Annotated in this window: 17 protein-coding genes; 9 read left to right on the forward strand and 8 right to left on the reverse strand. The window is 57.0% G+C overall.

The window, feature by feature from the left end; all coding sequences use genetic code 11:
* The 3 genes from NZ823_09855 to NZ823_09865 form a co-directional block, all read right to left on the reverse strand.
* The coding region (locus NZ823_09855; GenBank protein MCS6805428.1) for a hypothetical protein at nucleotides 1-207 on the reverse strand (207 nt) is incomplete at its 3' end.
* Between the two features lie 4 nt (nucleotides 208-211).
* Nucleotides 212-1798 (reverse strand): Ni/Fe-hydrogenase cytochrome b subunit, encoded by a 1587-nt coding sequence (gene hybB, locus NZ823_09860; GenBank protein ID MCS6805429.1) that lies wholly within the window; start codon nucleotides 1796-1798, stop codon nucleotides 212-214.
* Nucleotides 1795-2556 (reverse strand): 4Fe-4S dicluster domain-containing protein, encoded by a 762-nt coding sequence (locus tag NZ823_09865; protein ID MCS6805430.1) that lies wholly within the window; start codon nucleotides 2554-2556, stop codon nucleotides 1795-1797. Before NZ823_09865 ends, hybB begins: the two co-directional genes overlap by 4 nt.
* 835 nt (nucleotides 2557-3391) lie before the next feature.
* On the opposite strand from NZ823_09865, the gene NZ823_09870 reads away from it, so the two are divergent.
* Complete coding sequence (locus NZ823_09870; GenBank protein ID MCS6805431.1) at nucleotides 3392-3589, forward strand: hypothetical protein; 198 nt, start codon at nucleotides 3392-3394, stop codon at nucleotides 3587-3589.
* A gap of 166 nt (nucleotides 3590-3755) precedes the next feature.
* On the opposite strand, the gene NZ823_09875 is transcribed toward NZ823_09870, so the two are convergent.
* The 4 genes from NZ823_09875 to aroA form a co-directional block, all read right to left on the reverse strand.
* A complete protein-coding gene (locus NZ823_09875) occupies nucleotides 3756-5273 on the reverse strand; it encodes a PPC domain-containing protein (protein ID MCS6805432.1) in 1518 nt (505 codons plus the stop codon).
* Between the two features lie 80 nt (nucleotides 5274-5353).
* Entirely contained in the window at nucleotides 5354-6829 is a 1476-nt protein-coding gene (locus tag NZ823_09880; protein ID MCS6805433.1) for an amidohydrolase, read from the reverse strand.
* 151 nt (nucleotides 6830-6980) lie between these two features.
* Nucleotides 6981-7502 (reverse strand): shikimate kinase, encoded by a 522-nt coding sequence (locus tag NZ823_09885; GenBank protein ID MCS6805434.1) that lies wholly within the window; start codon nucleotides 7500-7502, stop codon nucleotides 6981-6983.
* Nucleotides 7499-8794, reverse strand: a complete 1296-nt coding sequence (aroA, locus tag NZ823_09890) for a 3-phosphoshikimate 1-carboxyvinyltransferase (protein MCS6805435.1) — start codon at nucleotides 8792-8794, stop codon at nucleotides 7499-7501. Before aroA ends, NZ823_09885 begins: the two co-directional genes overlap by 4 nt.
* A 73-nt stretch (nucleotides 8795-8867) precedes the next feature.
* Here aroA and NZ823_09895 point away from each other — a divergent pair, with 73 nt between their 5' ends.
* From NZ823_09895 to NZ823_09910, 4 genes are all read left to right on the forward strand, one after another.
* A complete protein-coding gene (locus tag NZ823_09895; protein ID MCS6805436.1) occupies nucleotides 8868-9323 on the forward strand; it encodes an ATP-binding protein in 456 nt (151 codons plus the stop codon).
* Entirely contained in the window at nucleotides 9310-9651 is a 342-nt protein-coding gene (locus NZ823_09900; GenBank protein MCS6805437.1) for an STAS domain-containing protein, read from the forward strand. Before NZ823_09895 ends, NZ823_09900 begins: the two co-directional genes overlap by 14 nt.
* A gap of 25 nt (nucleotides 9652-9676) precedes the next feature.
* Nucleotides 9677-11476: a hypothetical protein gene (locus tag NZ823_09905; protein MCS6805438.1), complete on the forward strand. Its 1800-nt coding sequence runs from the start codon at nucleotides 9677-9679 to the stop codon at nucleotides 11474-11476.
* A gap of 582 nt (nucleotides 11477-12058) precedes the next feature.
* Nucleotides 12059-12931 carry a DUF72 domain-containing protein gene (locus NZ823_09910; protein ID MCS6805439.1) on the forward strand — a complete coding sequence of 291 codons (873 nt, stop codon included), beginning with the start codon at nucleotides 12059-12061 and terminating at the stop codon, nucleotides 12929-12931.
* Nucleotides 12932-13215: 284 nt separating this feature from the next.
* On the opposite strand, the gene NZ823_09915 is transcribed toward NZ823_09910, so the two are convergent.
* On the reverse strand, nucleotides 13216-14160 hold the full coding sequence (locus NZ823_09915) for a cation diffusion facilitator family transporter (GenBank protein MCS6805440.1): 945 nt from the start codon (nucleotides 14158-14160) through the stop codon (nucleotides 13216-13218).
* A 208-nt stretch (nucleotides 14161-14368) separates the two neighbouring features.
* Between NZ823_09915 and trpE the strand changes: the two genes are divergently transcribed.
* The 4 genes from trpE to trpC are packed head-to-tail and all read left to right on the forward strand — an operon-like array spanning nucleotide 14369 to nucleotide 18192.
* On the forward strand, nucleotides 14369-15751 hold the full coding sequence (trpE, locus tag NZ823_09920; protein ID MCS6805441.1) for an anthranilate synthase component I: 1383 nt from the start codon (nucleotides 14369-14371) through the stop codon (nucleotides 15749-15751).
* A complete protein-coding gene (locus NZ823_09925; GenBank protein MCS6805442.1) occupies nucleotides 15748-16326 on the forward strand; it encodes an aminodeoxychorismate/anthranilate synthase component II in 579 nt (192 codons plus the stop codon). The genes trpE and NZ823_09925 overlap by 4 nt, the downstream gene beginning before the upstream one ends.
* On the forward strand, nucleotides 16326-17369 hold the full coding sequence (gene trpD / locus NZ823_09930; protein ID MCS6805443.1) for an anthranilate phosphoribosyltransferase: 1044 nt from the start codon (nucleotides 16326-16328) through the stop codon (nucleotides 17367-17369). The genes NZ823_09925 and trpD overlap by 1 nt, the downstream gene beginning before the upstream one ends.
* Nucleotides 17370-17379: 10 nt before the next feature.
* Nucleotides 17380-18192, forward strand: coding sequence for an indole-3-glycerol phosphate synthase TrpC (trpC, locus tag NZ823_09935; protein ID MCS6805444.1), 813 nt, complete (start codon nucleotides 17380-17382; stop codon nucleotides 18190-18192).
* Nucleotides 18193-18196: the final 4 nt, after the last annotated feature.

An 18196-nucleotide genomic window follows, 5' to 3' on the forward strand; every position in this document is an offset into this window, starting at 1 on the left:
CTCGTCACGATGGTTTTTGAGCATGCTATATCGCGTGCTGCGTTTGATCGCATCGCTGATGCGGTCGGCGTTGAGGATGGTCATCTGTTCCAGATGCTGTTTGTGCAGGCGCACCGTGCAATAGCCAAGCGTGCCGAACACGACCGCCATGCCGCCGAGGAGGGCCATGCTCAGTTTTATACTCAACCGCCATGAATGAGTTGTCATAGTGCTACGGCAAGCGATGACAGGTTGTGCACCCGTCGTTGATGCTGAACGCTCGTTCTCCATCATGACAGAGGCCGCATGCTTGACGGTCATGCATATTGACCGACAGCGGCGCTTGATGGGTTTCTATGATCCTAAATGTCCGAGCGTGACAGACTGTGCAGCTCGGTTGAGTCGGGTCAACGTGGGTCGTGTGGCTAAAGGTCACCGGCCCTGGGCTGTCCTCATGTTGTGGGAATTCCTTATCGGCTGGCAGTTGCAAGGAGTGCTCCACGACTTGCGCCTCGGGCTGTGTTGATGGCGTGTCAGTCGTGGTCATGAGGCGGCTTCGATGTTGGAGGCCGCTATAGGCCAACGCAATCGCGCTGCCTCCCAGGATGACCGTCAGCGCAAGAACCAACGCTGCCGTGCGGCGCTTGGCCGGATGCAGCAATGCGGCTGCCGGCAATGGCACGACGCGCTCTGCCGGCAGTTGTTCTTTCATCGGGAACACCGGAAGATACCGCACTGCCAATCCGAATAATACGAACCCCAACGCGACGATCATGGTAGTTACCGCGATCTCCATCCAGCTTGGGAAATAGAAAATACCGGCATTGGCTTCGATGCCGGTGATGCTGACGTTCAACCGGTTCATGATGAAGCCTAACACGACCATCACAGCCGAGACGAAGAGGCCGAAATCGTTGTTGCGGATGCGGGCAATCAGCAGCAGGATGATCGGCGCGATGATACCGAGCAGGTTTTCGGCCAGAAACATCCGACCGGCATAGGTCGGCTCAAAGGCCAGCTCCCATGCTCCGCGCTCCAGTAGGTCCTGACCTTTTAAGACCAAGTAGACGCCCAGGACGACCACCATCACCTTGCCCAGGTCGGCCAGAAGGTCTAGTTCCAGACGCTTGCCAAATGCGCGAAAACTCAGGAATGATTCAAAAATGGTCATAGCGCAACCAAGCGCCACAGCCGAGATGAAAAAGAACACGGGTAGCAATGGCGAGTACCACAACGCGTGCAGCTTGTGCGGCACAATCAGAAACAGTGAACCCAACGATGATTGGTGCAGCATGGACAGGATCACGCCAACGATAACCAGCGGGATGGTCAGCGCGTGAATGATCTTCAGCGGCTTTTGCAGTTGCCATCGCTCGAAGACCATTGGACTGAATTCCAGCGCCAAAACCAACGTGTAGAGCATGACACACCATGCCACCTCGAACATCACTGAACGAGTATTCCACATGACCAGCGGATGCCAGATGTTGTAAGGTTTTCCCAAGTCATAAATGAGCGCCACAATCACCAGCAAGTAACCCAGAAAGGCTGTCAGAATGGCTGGCCGGACGATGGGCCTGAAGCGTTCAACATGGAAGATGTAGACGACGGCGCTCAGCGTAAAACCGCCGGCAGCCAGGGCGACACCGCACAACACATCAAAACCGATCCAGAGTCCCCAAGGGAATTGGTCGCTCAACGCCGTGCTGGCGCCCAGTCCGCGCGTGAAACGGATCACCGTGCTGTAGAGGCCGGCGATCAGGATGATGACCAACACGACTCGCCAAAATGTAAGCTGAGGCAGCTTGATTCGGCTCATACCTCCTCCTGTTGTTCGGCGCGTTGCACTTCGACGCGACGCTTGGTGATCCACCAAATTCCACCCAGCAGCACACTGCCGACAACGACGAAGTTCGGAATTTTTCGCAAAACTTCCCACGTGAGCATCGGCAGCGGTTCAGTGCCAACGTGCGTTGGGTAACCCAACGTTTCGATCGGCACGTCGCTTAACACCAGCACTGAGGTGCCGCCGACTTCCTGCAGTCCGTAGATGTGATTGATGTACTGCGCAGGATGAGCGCGAATCCGCGCGCGCGCCTCTTCGATGAGCTCGTCCCGATTGCCGAACAGTGTGGCGCCTGTCGGACAGACTTCGGCGCAGGCCGTTGATTTTCCTTGCTTCACCCGTTCATAACACATCGTGCATTTTTTGATCCGTGGTTGCGTCTGGTTCCATTCATAGGTCGGAACATTGAACGGACAGGCCTGCATGCAATAGCGGCAACCCATGCAGCGATCCGCATGATAGATGACGGGTCCTTCAACCGTTTTTTCCAGGGCGGCCACTGGACATACCGATACGCAGGTCGGATTTTGACAGTGCATGCACAGCCGCCGGACAAACCGCCCGTTACGTTGATTGACCACGGTGACGCTCGCGGCGGAGAGTTTTTCGTCAAGGAAATTCTCCTGCGCCGGTGGCAGCCGATTGACCTGTTTGCAGGCCACATAGCAGGCACCGCAGCCAATGCACCGTGTGCTGTCAAACAAGAGCGCTTTCTGTGATGAGATGCCCATACTTTTCCCTCCATATTCCTCTGCATGATCGAGTACGCAACTTCTATTCCACTGATCAGTACACAGCCGATTGATGAATTTCGCTACAACTGATTGATAGCCCCTGAATTTACCTGCCTTCGGCCGTCGGTCTAATGCAGTGTCCTGTCAACCGGTGCTTTTCACTGCGTCATCTGGCACAGGTGCGTGTTTTAGCCAACACAGGGGCGCTCGCGTCTCCGAAACCACAGCAGGCAAGCAATCACGTGCGTGTTGCTCACCTCGGCTAAGTAGGTGGACAAAAATTTCTGGGGCATTTTGGGGGGACGGGACATTCTGGAGTGCGGTGACGTGTCACCGCTTTCCAAAAACCGTGCTCACTTCATACCCTTGGCAACGTGCTCACTTCATCCCCTTGGCGTTTGAAAAGCTGATGGGATTAAGTCAAGCCAAGACGGTTGCGGCTGGCTTTGGAGCGCTGCGACGTGGCGCAGCTTTTCAAAGCGGTGACGTGTCACCGCACTGCAAAAACCGCGCTCACTTCATGCCCTTGGCTTTGAAAAGCCCCGGCTCAACTCACTAGCCACTGACGCGGCCGGCTGCACATCGGCGTATGGTGTGGCAGCGGCGCTCGGTTGTCGGGGCGTCTCTTGGCGTACGCTCCCGTTGCCAATTCAATAGCGACTGACGGGCTAGAGATGTGTAGATAACAATGGCGCCTGCAGCCGGCCGCGTTGATGGCTGCTAGCGGGCGTCGCAGCGTCAATGAATTGGCAAATCGCTCTAAAGCTGCATTGACACCATCGGGTTGAACCGCATGGGTGGATGTCACATAATAGGGCGGGAGAGAAAAACAATGAGCAAAGCTGGCACAGCAGCAGTTCTGAGCTTTTTCATTCCGGGGGTGGGGCAGATTTATAATGGCTGCTTTTTGCGCGGCTTGTTTTGGTTGATTGTTACGCCTGGGTTGTGGCTCGGCACCGGCGGGATGCTGGGTTGGGTCTGCCACTTCATTTCGGCATACACGGCATATTCGTATGCCGAGCGTCATTGAGGTGTATGAGCTTGAGCCTGTCCAGGATCAGAACCGGTGTGAACGCGATGGCCGGCACGCGGACAGGCTCAAGGCCATCGTGGTTCATTTAGCATTCAGTCACATGTTCACCTGGCTGACCCGCTTGCGACAGGCTACACGCGGACAGGCTCAAGGCCATCGTGGTTCATTTAGCACTCAGTCGCACATCCACCTCGTAATTGAAATTGCTCCCACCTTTGTTACGACTCTCGCCGACGCGGAAAACGTAACGACCGGTTGTCGGAATGGTGAATTCCAAGCGTGAATCGAGCGAATTGCCGTGATCGTCGTTCTCAGCCAGCCGCACGCCATTGCCATCAAACAGCGTCAAGGTTGTATCGGCCAAGGAGGCCGGACTCAACCGCTGGGCGCGGGTTTCAATCGTCACGCGGTCTTGCGCTTTAGCGTCGAAGCTGAAGTAGTCGGCGTCGCCATTGACATCGAAAGCGCCTAGAATGGTGACGTTTGGTATAACGAGGTTGGATTGAACGATAGAATCATTCGGCTCTTGTTCACGGACGAATGCCATCGGCGCGGCCTGTGGGAGGAAGGCGATGCTTTGCTGTGCGCCGCGCAGTGTATTGATCATCGGTGAGGGGTTCAATTGCGCCGTTTCTTGCGGATCATCGCTCAGCAAGTCAGACACAACCGATAATCGAGTTTGTTCCTGCGAATCGAGGCTGACGACCAGCGCGATTCGACTATCCGGCGAGATGGCGACACCGCCTTGCTGCGCGTGGCGCAGTTGAGGGGAGATGGTGACCAGTTTAATTGGCAGAATGCCCATCTCAGTGAGCCGGTAGACATAGATGCCTTGAAAGCCGGGAACAACAATAGTCGTCCCGTCAGGCGACAGCCGCAGATTGGAAATTGTTGACGACTGCATCGGCGTTCGATCAACGAGCGCCAGCGTGCCGCCGGGTTGAGCGCCGCTGACGCGCAAGACGGCGAACATGGCGCTGAGTCGTGAAGCTGTCAACACGCTCGTATCGCCTGCCGCGAGGTCCAGACCTTGAATGCAGCCGACCATCGTAAACGGCGAACTGGGGCGGAATGTGGGCGTGCCCGTGCTGATTCCATCCAGGAAGATCAGCCCGCCGCAACCGGTGCTGATGGCCACGCTGTTGCCTGAGTCAAACATGGCGATGTCCAGTTCTGTTCCCAACGTCGCGCCCGGAATGGGCAATGATGTGCCACGCTGTCGTGGCGCGTCAGGAAGTCCTTCAAAGATCGTGGCCGTCGGCGGATTCTCCTGACCATTGAGAATGACAGCCCGTGTGCCATCCGGCGTGATCGCGACAGCGTTTGGTCCGCTTCCCGTGGTAAACAGGCGAGTCTCTCGCGGCTGCGCTGTGTCCAGAGCGGTGATCACCGAGGCCAATCGCTCTCGTGGACTCAGCGCCAGCGCATACGTGCCGGTTGGTGAAACGGCGAGTTCGGTCGTTGTGCCGGTGGTGAAGATAGTTCCTATGATTCTGATCTCGTTTGGTCCGACCCGAACCATGGTGATGTCGCCCGAGCCGGGCATCGAGCCGCCACGGCCTGCTGCCACTAGCGCGATGAAGCTCGCCGATGATTGAGCCACCGCGGGTCGCGCCGGCGGCATGAGGAGCAAGCTGCCGAGCAAGATGACACATGTGATAACGATACCAACTGACCTCATATTCTCCCTCGTTAAGCTATGGCGCAACTGATGACAACTCCACGCTGGATCGTCTGTTCGAGCTGCACCCGGCCATGGCATTATCCGGGCATTGAGCCATGTGTCCGAAGAAAATTGAGAAACTCGCGTCGCGTTCTCGGACCATAGGTCGCGAAACTCGGCTGCGGATCGTTTTGATATTCCACGCGCCGTCGCTGAATTTCGTCGCGAGCGATCTGTTTCTTGGCTTCCGGTGGATTGATGCCGTAGGGCACGGTCGCATTAAGTCCGAAGATTTTGGCTTTGAGTTCGGGCGTCAGCGCCGGATAGCCGAATCGTTCTTGAAACTCTGTTGAGATTTGAAACGCGCGGAACGCATTGATCTGGTCTTGCGGCGATCCATACCAGATGGAATCCGTGCCCCACAACACGCGATCCTGACCAACATACTTCAACAGCTTTCCGATGACGTGAGCGGCGACCGTCGGGTTGCCCATGACCTGACGCCAGGTAGTGCCGATCTCCGCATAGACGTTGCTGCTCGGTGGAATCTCGTTGTCTTGAAGCGAGCGGATGAGCGTGTCAATGCCGCGCGTCGAATTGCGATTGTAGGGGCCTTCGCGCGAGCCGATTTCAAATCCCGAATGATAGATGATGAAGGTCACATCAGGGAACATTTTGGCAACGACGCCGACATCGCGGCAGGTGCCAAAGGGCGAGTTGCCAGACAGTCCCTTGTGAATGCAGATGATCTTGACGCCCAGCTCACGGGCTTTTTGAATGAAGGGAATGCCCACCACCGGGTCATCAAGATACCAAGGCGCAGTATTGGCGCCAAAGTGCGTGTAGCACTTCCATGCCTTAATCTGGTACTGTTCGACCAGGCGTTGCATGTTGTCCAGTTGCGCTTGTCGTGGCTGGTAGTTGGGCACGACAATGCCGTGAATCTGCAATCGCGGTGAGTTGTACATCATCTGAACAAGCTCGCGCGTGGCAGCCGCTTCTGCGGTTGAGAGCGGGTCTTGTCCGGGATTGGCGGGCACCTGGCTCAACACCGCAATATCAGTGTCGCTGTCCATGAAGATTTCTTTGATGTAGTGGTGCACGTTGAAGCAGTCAACAGGGTTTGGCTCGCCGCAGTTGCGTTGTGTGAAGAACGCATTATTGACGAATGTGCTGCTGGGGTTGGCCGGGTTGACGTGATGCGTTTGCACGTCGAAGATGAATTCATCTTTGGCGAAGCGACTGGCCGCCGCGTCCAGATCGAGTTCCATCGCGGGATGGACATCGAAGTAACCGCCCGCATTGCCGTTTCGCGCCAACACCTGGTTCATGCAGAGCAAGGTTGTGGCCGTGCCGGCAGCCGACATCAAGAATTGTCGGCGCGAGAGTCCGAGCCGTCGCGCGTTTTCCTCAGCGCGCCTCATGGCCAGCGTCTTGACGAACTCGATCTGCGGTGTGAGCGGATAAGGCTCAAATTCGCCGTTGCTGGTTGAATCGAGCTTAATCGGCAGTCGAGGCTCAATCTCCGGTTGCGATTTTTTGACGCCCACCACATGGGCTGCATATTTCTTCATAGGTCCCTCCGATGTTTCTTTCGGGCATGGGCATTGATCAAAACAATCACGATGAGAGGCCGCCCGCGCCAGCGTCATCACGATTCTTCATATCAGCGCCAGAGTTCCTGTCATGGTTGACCGGGCGCTATGCAATCTACGTTAAGAACCGTCACCCGTCAAGTCGCTGACGCAGCCGACGCATGATCACTTCGACGACCGCGTGTGGGGAAACGTCATGCGTCTGGACATGGATCATGGCTTGCGCGTAGCTGGATTGGCGGCTCTCCCACAATGCGCGCAACTGCTCGCGCGATTGGTACAACGGCCGGTCCCGTGTTCCTTCGAGCCGTTTCACGATGATCTCAAACGGACAATCCAACCATACCGACACGCCATGCGCGTGAATGGTCTCCTGATTGGCTTGGCTGACGAAGGCGCCGCCGCCCACGCTGACCACAGCGCGGCCCTGGCACGCAATTTCGTTGAGCAGCTTGCTTTCGATCAATCGAAATGCCGCTTCGCCATCTTCGCTGAAAATTTGGCGGATGGATTTGCCGGCATGCTGCGCGATTTGTTCATCCAAATCAATGAAGCGGCAACCGAGTCGTTCGGCCAGCAGGCGGCCCACTGTGGTTTTGCCGCTGCCCATGAAACCAACCAGAAAGATCGAACCTGAAGCCAAGAGAGTCATCGTTGAGCAATCTGTTCAAGCGCCGAGAAGAAAGTGGGAAATGAAACGGCGACGACATCGCTGGCATCCACCTGCGTGCGCCCACGGGCGACCAACCCGGCGATGGCAAAGGCCATGGCGATGCGATGATCGCCGTAAGCGTCAATCTGTGCGCCATGCAGTGGCTGCGGTCCGGGAATATGCAAGCCGTCATCAAACTCTTCAACGTCGGCGCCCATTCGTCGCAGGTTCTCTGTGAGAGCGCGGAGCCGGTCGCTCTCTTTGACGCGCAGTTCGCCAGCCTCGCGGATGGTTAATCCGCCTTCCATCTGTGTGGCCATGACGGCCAGAATTGGAATCTCATCAATCAACGCTGCGATGAGCTCGCCGCCGATCACATTCGGCGATGCCGGCCGCAAGTGGCTTGACCGAACAACCAGATCGGCGACCGGCTCGCCGTGCCACTGCCGCACATTCTCAAGCTCGATCGAGGCGCCCATTCGCCGGAGCAGATCAATGAAACCGGTTCGCGTTGGATTGATGCCAACGTTGCTGATGCAAAGCATGGAATCGGGCAGCATCAGCGCAGCAGCAATGAAAAACGCCGCCGAGGAGAGGTCGCCTGGGATACGAACCTCACACGCGCGCAAGCGAGCCGGGCCGGATACGGAGATTGCATGGTTGCTTAGAGCCACCGGCACGCCAAAATGAGTCAGCATGAGTTCCGTATGATTGCGCGTGGACACCGGCTCGACAACGGTTGTTGTGCCGGCGGCCAGCAGTCCGGCCAGCAAGATACAGGATTTGACTTGTGCGCTGGCCACCGGCAGGTGATAGGTAATTGGTTGAAGCGCTCCGCCGTGAATGTGAAGAGGCGCAAAGCGGCCATCGCGCGCCGTGATGACCGCGCCCATCTGGGTGAGCGGCTCGATAATGCGTTGCATCGGCCGGCGTTGAAGCGACTGATCGCCGGTGATCCAACTGTCGAATCGTTGACCGGCCAACAGACCGGCCAGCAGCCGGATCGTTGTGCCGGAGTTGCCGGCATCGAGCATCGTCTGCGGCGCGCTCCATCCGGTTAGACCTCGCCCGACAATACTTACCTCTGCGCCCCTCTGTTCGATGGCGACACCTAACGCCTCAAGACAGGCCAGCGTCCGTTGACAATCATCTGCCGGACTGTAGTTGAGCAAGCGTGACCGCCCATCAGCCACCGCCGCCAGCATAGCAGCGCGATGCGAAATAGACTTATCGCCGGGAATGGCGATCATTCCATGAACGCGTCGTACCGGATCAATCGTCTTGCTTGACATGAGCGAGCGGGCTATGTTACACCAAACCGTGCGGAGCATGCGAGCAAAATGAACCAGGGAATCCAAGCGCCAGATGCAGGAGCAGAAAACGACCGTAGGTTTGACCATCGCCAGTGACTTCGAGTTTGTCGAACTGGCCGAACTGGTGGCAACCAATCTTGCCAAGCTGATTGAATTTGATGAGGACGCTTCCACCTGGATTGGGATGGCTGTGCGTGAAGCAGTCATCAATGCCATCCGACACGGCAACAAACAAGACCCGAACAAGCGTGTTGATCTGCGGTTCTCACTCAACAACGACACGATCACCGTCGAAGTGATTGACGAAGGTGAAGGCTTTGATCTGCGACTCGTGCCTGATCCGTTGGACCCGGAAAACCTCTTGAAACCATCCGGTCGAGGCATCTTTTACATGCGTTCATTCATGGATCGTGTCGAATTTTCTCATCCTCCCGGCGGCGGCACCGTGGTCAGTATGAGCAGACGGAAACATTCCCAAGGAGAGGTGACCAGCCATGCTAACGATTAGTCAACGACAGGTCGGTTCGATTACCATTGTAGACCTCAACGGGAAGATCACCATCAGCGAAGGCAGCGCCCAGTTCCGCGAGGCGATTCGCCAATTGGTCGAGCAGGAGAAGCCTCGGCTGGTGCTGAATTTTGCCGGCGTCACCTACGTGGATAGTTCAGGCGTCGGCGAATTGGTCAGCACCTACACGGCCATCAGTAAGCAACATGGCCAACTCCGCTTGCTGCACGTGCCGCCGCGCATCAAAGAATTGTTGCGCATTACCAAGTTGCTTTCAGTATTTGAACTGTTCGACGATGAAGCAGCCGCGCTCCAGAGCTTTCGCTAGCGGTTGTTGCCTGTGATGCAGTAGTATGAAGCGTATCATTTGCGCCATCCTGATTGGTTCCTTCGGCGTGTGTGCGCTGCCGGTTGGCCGAGCCGCTCAGACGGTCAAGCCAGCGTCGCCGCCAACTCAACCAGCCGTCTACGGCGTGCAGCCTGAAACGGTCAACGTGTTTGTCCAATATGACGAGCGGCTGTTCGTTGTTATGGCCGCGCTCGGTGCGGCCGGTTATGAGGCTGGCAGCAGCGGCTCGGCCGTATCGCCAATACGCCAACGCCTGCGTGAGCATCTGGCCAAGCTTGATCCGGCTCTTCGTGCTCAACTGACGACAGGTTATAGAAACATCGTTGGCGCTGCCGCCTCAACGGGGCCTGCCGGCGTGAGCGGATTTGTTGGCCTCAGTCTGGCGTTGTCCCCGCCTCCGGCGCTGGCCTTCTCGCCACGTCGTCAAGCGTTCCCGGCCGATGTATCCGAAGCGGCGCGGCTGTTGCCGTTGATCCGAGAATTCTACGCTCGTTCGGGTGTCTCCAAACTGATTGAGCCGAGCTTGACCTCCATGCAGGAGCAACTGACTGCTGCGCGTCAGGCTGTCTCCGTGGTGCTTTATCAGGTTCTCAATTATCTGCACACAGAGCCGATTCTCTCGCTGGTTCGACGCTCATCCAGTTCGCGTCCTGCTGACGCGCCAACAAAACCGCGCCTGCGCACACGGCGACTCTACGTCATCATCAATCCGCTGGACGAGACCGATTCGGCCTACGTGCGCAATGACATTTTGAACGGCGCCGACGCCGATGTGGATCGCTTGCCCGGCGACGATTATTTTGTTGTCCTTGGGCTAGGCTCGACGCTGGAGCCGGTGCAACTGACCTTTGTTCGATTTGTGCTGGAGCCGTTGGCTGAGAAATATGCGTTGGCTATTCGCGAGCAAGCGCCGTTGATCGGTCACCTGGCGGAGAAGATCGCCGGCTCGAACGTGGCAAAACGGCTGACTGCCTTCTCGGTGGTGAACGATTCGCTGGCCCAAGCCGTGCATACTCGCCTACGGCGATTGCGCCAGCAGACGGTGATCGAGCAGCAACTAGCTGCTCAGAAACTCTCGCCAGAGCAATGGGCGGCGGAGAAGACAGCCTTAGAAAAGGCTGCCGATGATAATGCCATTGTTGAGTTGAGCGCCCATTATGAGCAAGGCGCTGTGCTGGTCTTCCATTTTTATGAGCGGTTGGCGCGCGCTGAGCAGGTGGGCGTTGATATTGCTTCGTACTATGAGGACATGGTGCGTGGGGTGAATTTTGAGCGGGAGAGCCAGCGAGCGAGCGGCTACCGTGAGGCGCGCGCGCGTGTCGCGGCGCGGCGGGCTGAACCCAGAACGCCAGTGGCGGCTGCGACGTCCCCATTGTTGGAGACGTTGGCGACGGTAGACAGCTTGGTCAAGCAGCAGAAGCTCGAAGAAGCCCAACGAGCGCTCGATGAATTGGCCAAGCAATATCCTAACAATGCGCGCGTGTCCTACGCGCAGGCGCAACTGATCAGTCAACGGGCGCGTCAGATTGATCCAGCCAGCAGCGCCGATGAAGATGCAGCATGGCACATGTTGATGTCGCAGCTTGAACAGGCTGTGCAAGTCTATCGTCGCGCTATCAACGCGGCGTCGCTGCCTGACGAGAAATGGATCGTCTCGCAGTCGCACGTGGCCATAGGTCGGATATTGGAATTTGCCGGCCAGATCGAAGCAGCCGACGACGAGTATCGCAAAGCGATCGAGCTGGGCGATGTGCCGGGCGGCGCCTATGCGCAGGCGAAAGAACGACTCGGACGGAGAAATTAGTAGGCTCATCGCGTTTCGTCTCGGTGGACAGTGATCAGTGGTCAGGAGTCAGGAGTCAAGAGCCAGTGCTCAGTGCTCAGGAATCGCCCATGAGCGCCGCGCTCGCCAGGAAGCATGAAAATGGTTATTTGCAGAGGAGCATGCGTTTTGGAGTGCGGCGGCAAGCCCGCAGGGCGCGACGCCGCTTTGGCCTGGTGCGTCGTGTCGTGACAGAAAGCGCCGTCGTCGCTTCGCTCTGCCGGCGCACTCCAAGACAAAGTCAGGAATCGCCCATGAGCGCCGCGCTCGCCAGGAAGCATGAAAATCGAGGACAGGCGGGAACGCCTGTGCCACATTCTCAAGGGAATCGCCCATGAGCTGACGCGCGCCACGAAGGATGAAATAAAATTCCTTCGCGAGGTTCGTGTGTTTCGTGGGCTATTTTCAGAGGAGTGGTCAGCTCAATGTGGGCATTTCTCACGAACCACGAATCACGGACCACGAACCACGAATCACTAAGCACGAACCACGGATCACGGACCACGGACCACGAACCACCGATCACGGACCACGAACCACAGATGAGTGCAGTTGAAGGTTCTTATGACAGGCGGCATCCCACGAGTTCGCATTGGACCGGCGGGCTGGTCCTACGCGGATTGGCAAGGTCGCGTCTATCCTGAAGCGGCTGGCCGCCAGTTTGATCGGCTGGCATATCTGGCTCAGTATTTCGACACGATCGAGATCAACAGTTCATTCTATCGCCTGCTGACGCCTGCGATCACCGAGCAGTGGGTGCGCCGTGTGGCCTCGCGCCCTGAGTTTAAGTTCACAGCCAAGCTCTATCGCGCCTTCACACATCAACGCGATGAGGCGACGGTTGAAGACGAACGGCAGTTCAAGCTGGCAATCGAGCCGCTCGCGCAGGCGGGCAAGCTCGGCGCGATTCTGGCGCAGTTTCCCTGGTCGTTCAAGCGCACGCGCGATGCGCGCGTTTACTTGCAGAAACTACTCGATCAATTCCATGAGTATCCGTTGGTGGTCGAGTTTCGGCATGCCTCATGGGATCGAGAAGAAGTCTATCGTTCGCTGGCCGAGCGTGGTGTCGGATTTTGCAACATAGATCAGCCGCTTCTTGATCGTTGCATCGCGCCGTCTGATCATGTGACGGCCGCTGTCGCTTACGTGCGATTGCATGGGCGCAATGCTGACCAATGGTTCGCTCAATCGTCCGATGCCGCAGCCCGGTACGATTATCTCTATTCGCCTGAGGAACTCGCGCCGTGGGTTGATCGCATCCGTCACATGGCCAGTCAAGCTGATGAAGTCTATGTGATCACCAACAATCACTTTCAGGGGAAGGGCGTCGTTAACGCGCTGGAGATTAAGTCCATGATGCTGGGTGAGCCAGTGCCGGTTCCTGAACCGTTGCAACGCGCCTATCCTCGGCTGAGCGCCGTCGCGCGCCCGCTGTGAAGGCGTCTTTTCTGAGGAATCCCTGCCAACGGATGAAAGGTTCCAACGGATGAAAAACCGGTTGGCACTTTTCATCGGTTGGCAAATTTCTTTTTATCATTTCGGTGCGTCGCCACAGGCCAGATCAGCAACTTCCCTCATGACCGCAAAGCCGCAGATGGGCGCAAAGAAAGCAGGCCCGCGGCGGTCTCGGCGGCTTGGCAGCTTTATTTTCCTCCATCGTGGCGTGCGGGCGCACATGGCCAGTTCCTGTCAAATGAGAATCGCCTGCCGAAGCTGTCGCCTCAAAAGTGAATCTCGTCTTCACGAAAATCAGGTGTTTCCAGTTGTAGCGTCGCGTGAACGATACCGAATTCCTGACGCAGTTTGTCTTGAAGCTGCTCCAGTGTAGTCTTGTGGCAAGCGCCGTCTTGCAACACAATATGCGCGCTGAGGGCTTCACGGCCCGGTGTAATCGTCCAAATATGCAAGTCGTGAAGACTGATCACACCCGGCACGGTCTGAATGCACTGCTTGACCTTTTCGATGGGAATGTGAGCCGGCGTGGCTTCCAGCAAGACGTTCACTGAATCACGCAGCAGTCGCCAGGCGCTGTAAGAAATCAAACTGGCCGTCAGCATACTGAACACCGGGTCAGCCCGTCGAATATCCCATAGCACAATCACAATGCCTGCTGCGATGGCTCCGATCGAGCCGAGCGCATCGCCGAGCAGGTGGAGAAAGGCGCCGCGGATGTTCATGTTGCCATGCCGATGCTTATTCAGGAGCCAAAGTCCTAATCCGTTAATGAACAGCCCGCCGGACGCGATGGCGATCATTTGCGGGCCGTTCACGTCGGGTGGTGACTGAAGCCGTCGCACGGCTTCATAGAAAATGCCAAGCCCAATGATCACGATCACCACCGCATTGGTAAATGCGGCGAGAATTTCCAGGCGATAATAGCCATAGGTCTTCTCGGGTGGAGCCGAGCGGTCGGCCATCCACATGGCCACCAGCGCCAACGTCAATCCGGCAACATCCGTCAGCATGTGACCGGCATCGGCCAAGAGCGCCAGACTATTGCTTAACCATCCGCCGATGGCTTCCACCACCATATAGCAGGCGGTCAGGGTAAGCACCAGTTTCAGGCGGCGAGCGTTAGTGCTATAGCTCGGCTGTTGATGATTGTGTGTTCCCATGGATAAGTTGCCATATTCTACACGCCGACGCTCAATTGTGAAGATCGTCACCAGAAAAAGTGCTTGACGCAGCTTGATCCAATCACTAGAATCCCGCTTCTATGATCGCTCGGTCGAACTTCGGTGACACGGTTCTAGTCGCGGCTTACTGGTGGTCTTGGCCATAGCCGGTGGGGTGTCACACGAAGTCGAGGGACTGTTTGATCCCCACCTTGAACACGCATTCAAGGTGGGGCTTTTTATTTTTTGGAGAGACGTTGTGTTCGAGCTGAAGCAGGAACTGGTCGCCGATTTGGAAACGCCGGTGTCGGCATTTCTGAAGCTGCGCCCGTTGAATCCGTTGTTTTTGTTGGAGAGCGTCGAAGGTGGCGAGGCGCTGGGCCGCTATTCATTCATCGGATTGAACCCGATGCTTCGTCTGGAAATGCAACTTGGTGGAATCATCTGGTGGGAGTTAGGAATTCGCCGGCGAGCTTCGGGTCATCCGTGGGAACTGTTGCGAGAGACATTGGCTCGATTGAGCAGCCCGCCGACGCGCGCCGACCTGCCTCGTTTCTCCGGCGGGCTCGTCGGCTTTGTCGGTTACGATGCAGTACGGTTCATGGAACGGCTCCCTGAGACGGCCCGACCGGTCATGCCGTTTCCACTGGCGGCATTTTATTTGCCGGCCGTGATTCTCGCCTTTGATCATGTGCGCCGGACGGTGAGCATCATCGGCGCCAAGAGTCAGCTCGGCGTGGATGAAACAGTTGAGCAAGTTCATCGGCTGCTTAGCCGGCCAATCCACGAGTTGCCGTCTGCGCCCTCAACGCGGCCACGAGCCAATCAGACGGCTGAGCAGTTCGTCGAGCGGGTCATGCGCGCCAAGGAGTATATTGCTGCTGGAGACATCTTTCAGGTGGTCCTCTCCATTCGGTTTGAAGGGGAGACACAAGCCCATCCGTTTCAGGTCTACCGGGCGCTGCGCATGATCAATCCGTCTCCGTACATGTACTATCTGGATTTCGGATCGCACCAGATCGTCGGTTCATCGCCTGAGATGTTGGTCAGACTCGAAAACGGACAGGCGATGGTGCGACCGATTGCCGGCACGCGCCCGCGTGGAGCCGATCAGCAGGAGGACGATCAACGTGCGCGCGATTTGTTGGCCGATGAAAAAGAGCGTGCCGAGCATTTGATGTTGGTGGACCTGGCGCGGAATGATCTTGGACGCGTGGCTCAGCCGGGAACGGTGACCGTTCCTGTGTATGCCTCGGTGGAGCGGTATTCCCACGTCATGCATTTGGTTTCGAGCGTGGAGTGCCGAGTCGCCCCACAGATAGATATGATTGATTTATTCCAGGCTGTTTTCCCTGCCGGAACGGTGACCGGCGCGCCAAAGATTCGGGCAATGCAGATCATCGAAGAATTAGAAGGTGAGCAACGTGGCCCCTATGCCGGCTGTGTTGGCTACTTTGGACTCAATGGCAACATGGATCATGCCATCACGTTGAGAACCACTTTCTTTGCCGGTGGCCGATACTACATTCAGGCTGGCGCCGGCATCGTGGCTGATTCGGTGCCCCAGCGTGAGTACCACGAGATTCACAGTAAAGCGCAGGCGATGTTTCGCGCGTTGGAGATGGCGGGAGGCAAATTATGAAAGTGTTGCTCATTGATAATTACGATTCGTTTACCTACAACCTCTATCAGATGCTACGGGTGTTGGGCGCCGATGTAATCGTCCGTCGAAACGACGAGCTGAGCCTCGATCAAGTGGATCGGCTTTCGCCGACGCATCTGGTGATTTCACCGGGGCCGGGCCGACCTGAGCAGGCTGGCTTGTCCTGCGCGGTGATCGAAGGCTTTTATAACAAAATTCCTATTCTTGGCGTTTGCTTGGGTCATCAGTGTGTGGCGCACGTATTTGGCGGACGTGTCCGGCGAGCGCCACGGATGATGCACGGCAAAACGTCGGCGATTCATCATGATGGTCGGAGCATCTTTCGTGGCGTGACCAACCCATTCAGGGCGACGCGGTATCATTCGCTGATTGTCGAACGGGACGAATTGCCTGATCTTCTGGAGGTCTCAGCTTCAACCGCGGAAGGCGAGATCATGGGGCTTCGCCTGAAGGCGTTTCCCGTGGAAGGCGTTCAGTTCCATCCAGAATCCATCATGACGCCAGAGGGCGCTAAGCTGATCAGCAATTTCCTACAACTCGGAGCACAGAGCTGATGGAAGAAACATTAGAGAGACTTGTGAGTGGCGAGCATCTTTCTCGGCAGGAAGCCAGAGAGATTTTGTTACAACTGATCAATGGCGCGATGGCTCCGTCGCAAATCGGCGCCTTGTTGATTGCATTGCGCATGAAGGGTGAGACGCCCGATGAAATCATCGGATTCATTGAGATCATGCAGGAGCGGGCTGTCCGAGTTGATCTATCGCTTCGCCCGCTCGTTGATACATGCGGCACTGGCGGCGATCGAAGCGGGAGTTTCAATATCTCGACCATGGCCGGATTGGTGGTTGCCGGCGCCGGTCAACCAGTCGTTAAGCATGGAAACCGCGCCGTGTCCAGCCGATGCGGCAGCGCCGATTTTCTGGAGACGCTCGGCATTCGCGTCGGGCTTGACCCAGACGGCGTTCGACGTTCATTGCACGAAACGGGCTTCGCCTTTCTCATGGCGCCGATGTTTCACCCGGCCACCAAACAGGTGGCTTCGATCCGACGCGAGTTGAAGGTAGAAACCATCTTTAACAGTCTTGGGCCGTTGACCAATCCGGCATCGCCTGAGTATCAGTTAGTGGGCGTCTCCAGTCTGGCAAAAGGCCGGAAGATCGCCGAGGTGATGCGCCGGCTCAACCGGCGTCGCGTATTTATTGTGCATAATGAAACGGGCTACGACGAAATGACGCCTTGTGGACGCAACGTAGTGCTGGAAGTGGCCGAGGGCCAAGTGCGAGAGTTTGTCATTGAAGCTGCGGATTGTGGCATGCAACCATGCCGAGCAGACGATCTACGAGGCGGGTCGCCAGAAGAGAATGCGCGTATCGGCATGGCCATTCTCAAAGGCGAGCGAGGGCCGAAACGGGATACTGTGTTGATGAATGCCGGCATGGCCTTGTGGGTGGCGGGCCGCGCCGGTGATCTGCGGCAGGGCATCGAGCAGGCAGCCGAGTCACTCGATTCGGGCCGCGCATTCCATGTGGCCGATTCATTGCGGCGGCTGTTCCCCTACGATGGCGGTGCCCCGCCGATTCGTCTGGCCTGGGATTAGAGGAGGGCGTATGATCCAATCTGTATTGGAGACAATCATCTCGGCAAAACAGCAGGCTGTTGAACAAGCGCAGCAACAGAGGCCGCTGCCAGAGCTGATGCGACTGGTTCGGGAGAGTCCGCAGCCGAGAGATTTTAAGGCGGCATTGCTCGGCGCGGGGCTTTCGGTCATCGCCGAAATCAAAAAGGCTTCGCCGTCACGAGGTGTCATGGTTGAAAATCTGGATGTCTGCGACGTGGCGCGGCAGTATGAGGAAGCGGGCGCGGCGGCCATCTCTGTGGTGACGGAAGAGGCATTCTTCGCCGGCCATCTTCAAGACGTGCAAGCGGTCAAACAAGTCGTCGGGCTGCCGGTGTTGCGCAAAGATTTCATCTTCGACGCCTATCAGGTGTGGGAATCGCGCGCGGCGGGAGCGGACGCAATTCTGCTGATTGCCTCATTGTTTGACATGCCGGTGCTGCGAACATTCATTCTGCTCGCGCGCCGCCTGCGCATGGCGACGCTCGTGGAGATTCGCACGAGCGATGACTTAAAAAAGGCGCTGGATGCCGGCGCTGATCTGGTCGGTGTGAATGCGCGTGATTTGAATCATTTTGTCGTTGATCTGCGCGTGCCGCTTTCCTTAGCGCCGTTAATCCCGCCGGGAATTGTGAAGGTCGCCGAGAGCGGCATCAAGACAGCAGAAGACCTGCGATCTATTCGACAGGCCAAGTTCGACGCCGTGCTGATTGGCGAAACATTGATGCGGGCTGAGCATCCCGGTGGCAAATTGCGTGAGCTGATTCATGAGAGTGCGACGCATTCGAGTCGGCAAATTGCGTGAACTG

The organism is Blastocatellia bacterium (assembly GCA_025054955.1).
Classification (GTDB): Bacteria; Acidobacteriota; Blastocatellia; order HR10; family J050; genus JANWZE01.

What these genes read in the sequence shown, in the direction of transcription:
- hybB (MCS6805429.1), bottom strand. Translation starts at nt 1,798, where the DNA reads ATGAGCCGAATCAAGCTGCCTCAGCTTACATTTTGGCGAGTCGTGTTG.
- NZ823_09865 (MCS6805430.1), bottom strand. Translation starts at nt 2,556, where the DNA reads ATGGGCATCTCATCACAGAAAGCGCTCTTGTTTGACAGCACACGGTGC.
- NZ823_09870 (MCS6805431.1), top strand. Translation starts at nt 3,392, where the DNA reads ATGAGCAAAGCTGGCACAGCAGCAGTTCTGAGCTTTTTCATTCCGGGG.
- NZ823_09875 (MCS6805432.1), bottom strand. Translation starts at nt 5,273, where the DNA reads ATGAGGTCAGTTGGTATCGTTATCACATGTGTCATCTTGCTCGGCAGC.
- NZ823_09880 (MCS6805433.1), bottom strand. Translation starts at nt 6,829, where the DNA reads ATGAAGAAATATGCAGCCCATGTGGTGGGCGTCAAAAAATCGCAACCG.
- NZ823_09885 (MCS6805434.1), bottom strand. Translation starts at nt 7,502, where the DNA reads ATGACTCTCTTGGCTTCAGGTTCGATCTTTCTGGTTGGTTTCATGGGC.
- aroA (MCS6805435.1), bottom strand. Translation starts at nt 8,794, where the DNA reads ATGTCAAGCAAGACGATTGATCCGGTACGACGCGTTCATGGAATGATC.
- NZ823_09895 (MCS6805436.1), top strand. Translation starts at nt 8,868, where the DNA reads ATGCAGGAGCAGAAAACGACCGTAGGTTTGACCATCGCCAGTGACTTC.
- NZ823_09900 (MCS6805437.1), top strand. Translation starts at nt 9,310, where the DNA reads ATGCTAACGATTAGTCAACGACAGGTCGGTTCGATTACCATTGTAGAC.
- NZ823_09905 (MCS6805438.1), top strand. Translation starts at nt 9,677, where the DNA reads ATGAAGCGTATCATTTGCGCCATCCTGATTGGTTCCTTCGGCGTGTGT.
- NZ823_09910 (MCS6805439.1), top strand. Translation starts at nt 12,059, where the DNA reads ATGACAGGCGGCATCCCACGAGTTCGCATTGGACCGGCGGGCTGGTCC.
- NZ823_09925 (MCS6805442.1), top strand. Translation starts at nt 15,748, where the DNA reads ATGAAAGTGTTGCTCATTGATAATTACGATTCGTTTACCTACAACCTC.
- trpD (MCS6805443.1), top strand. Translation starts at nt 16,326, where the DNA reads ATGGAAGAAACATTAGAGAGACTTGTGAGTGGCGAGCATCTTTCTCGG.
- trpC (MCS6805444.1), top strand. Translation starts at nt 17,380, where the DNA reads ATGATCCAATCTGTATTGGAGACAATCATCTCGGCAAAACAGCAGGCT.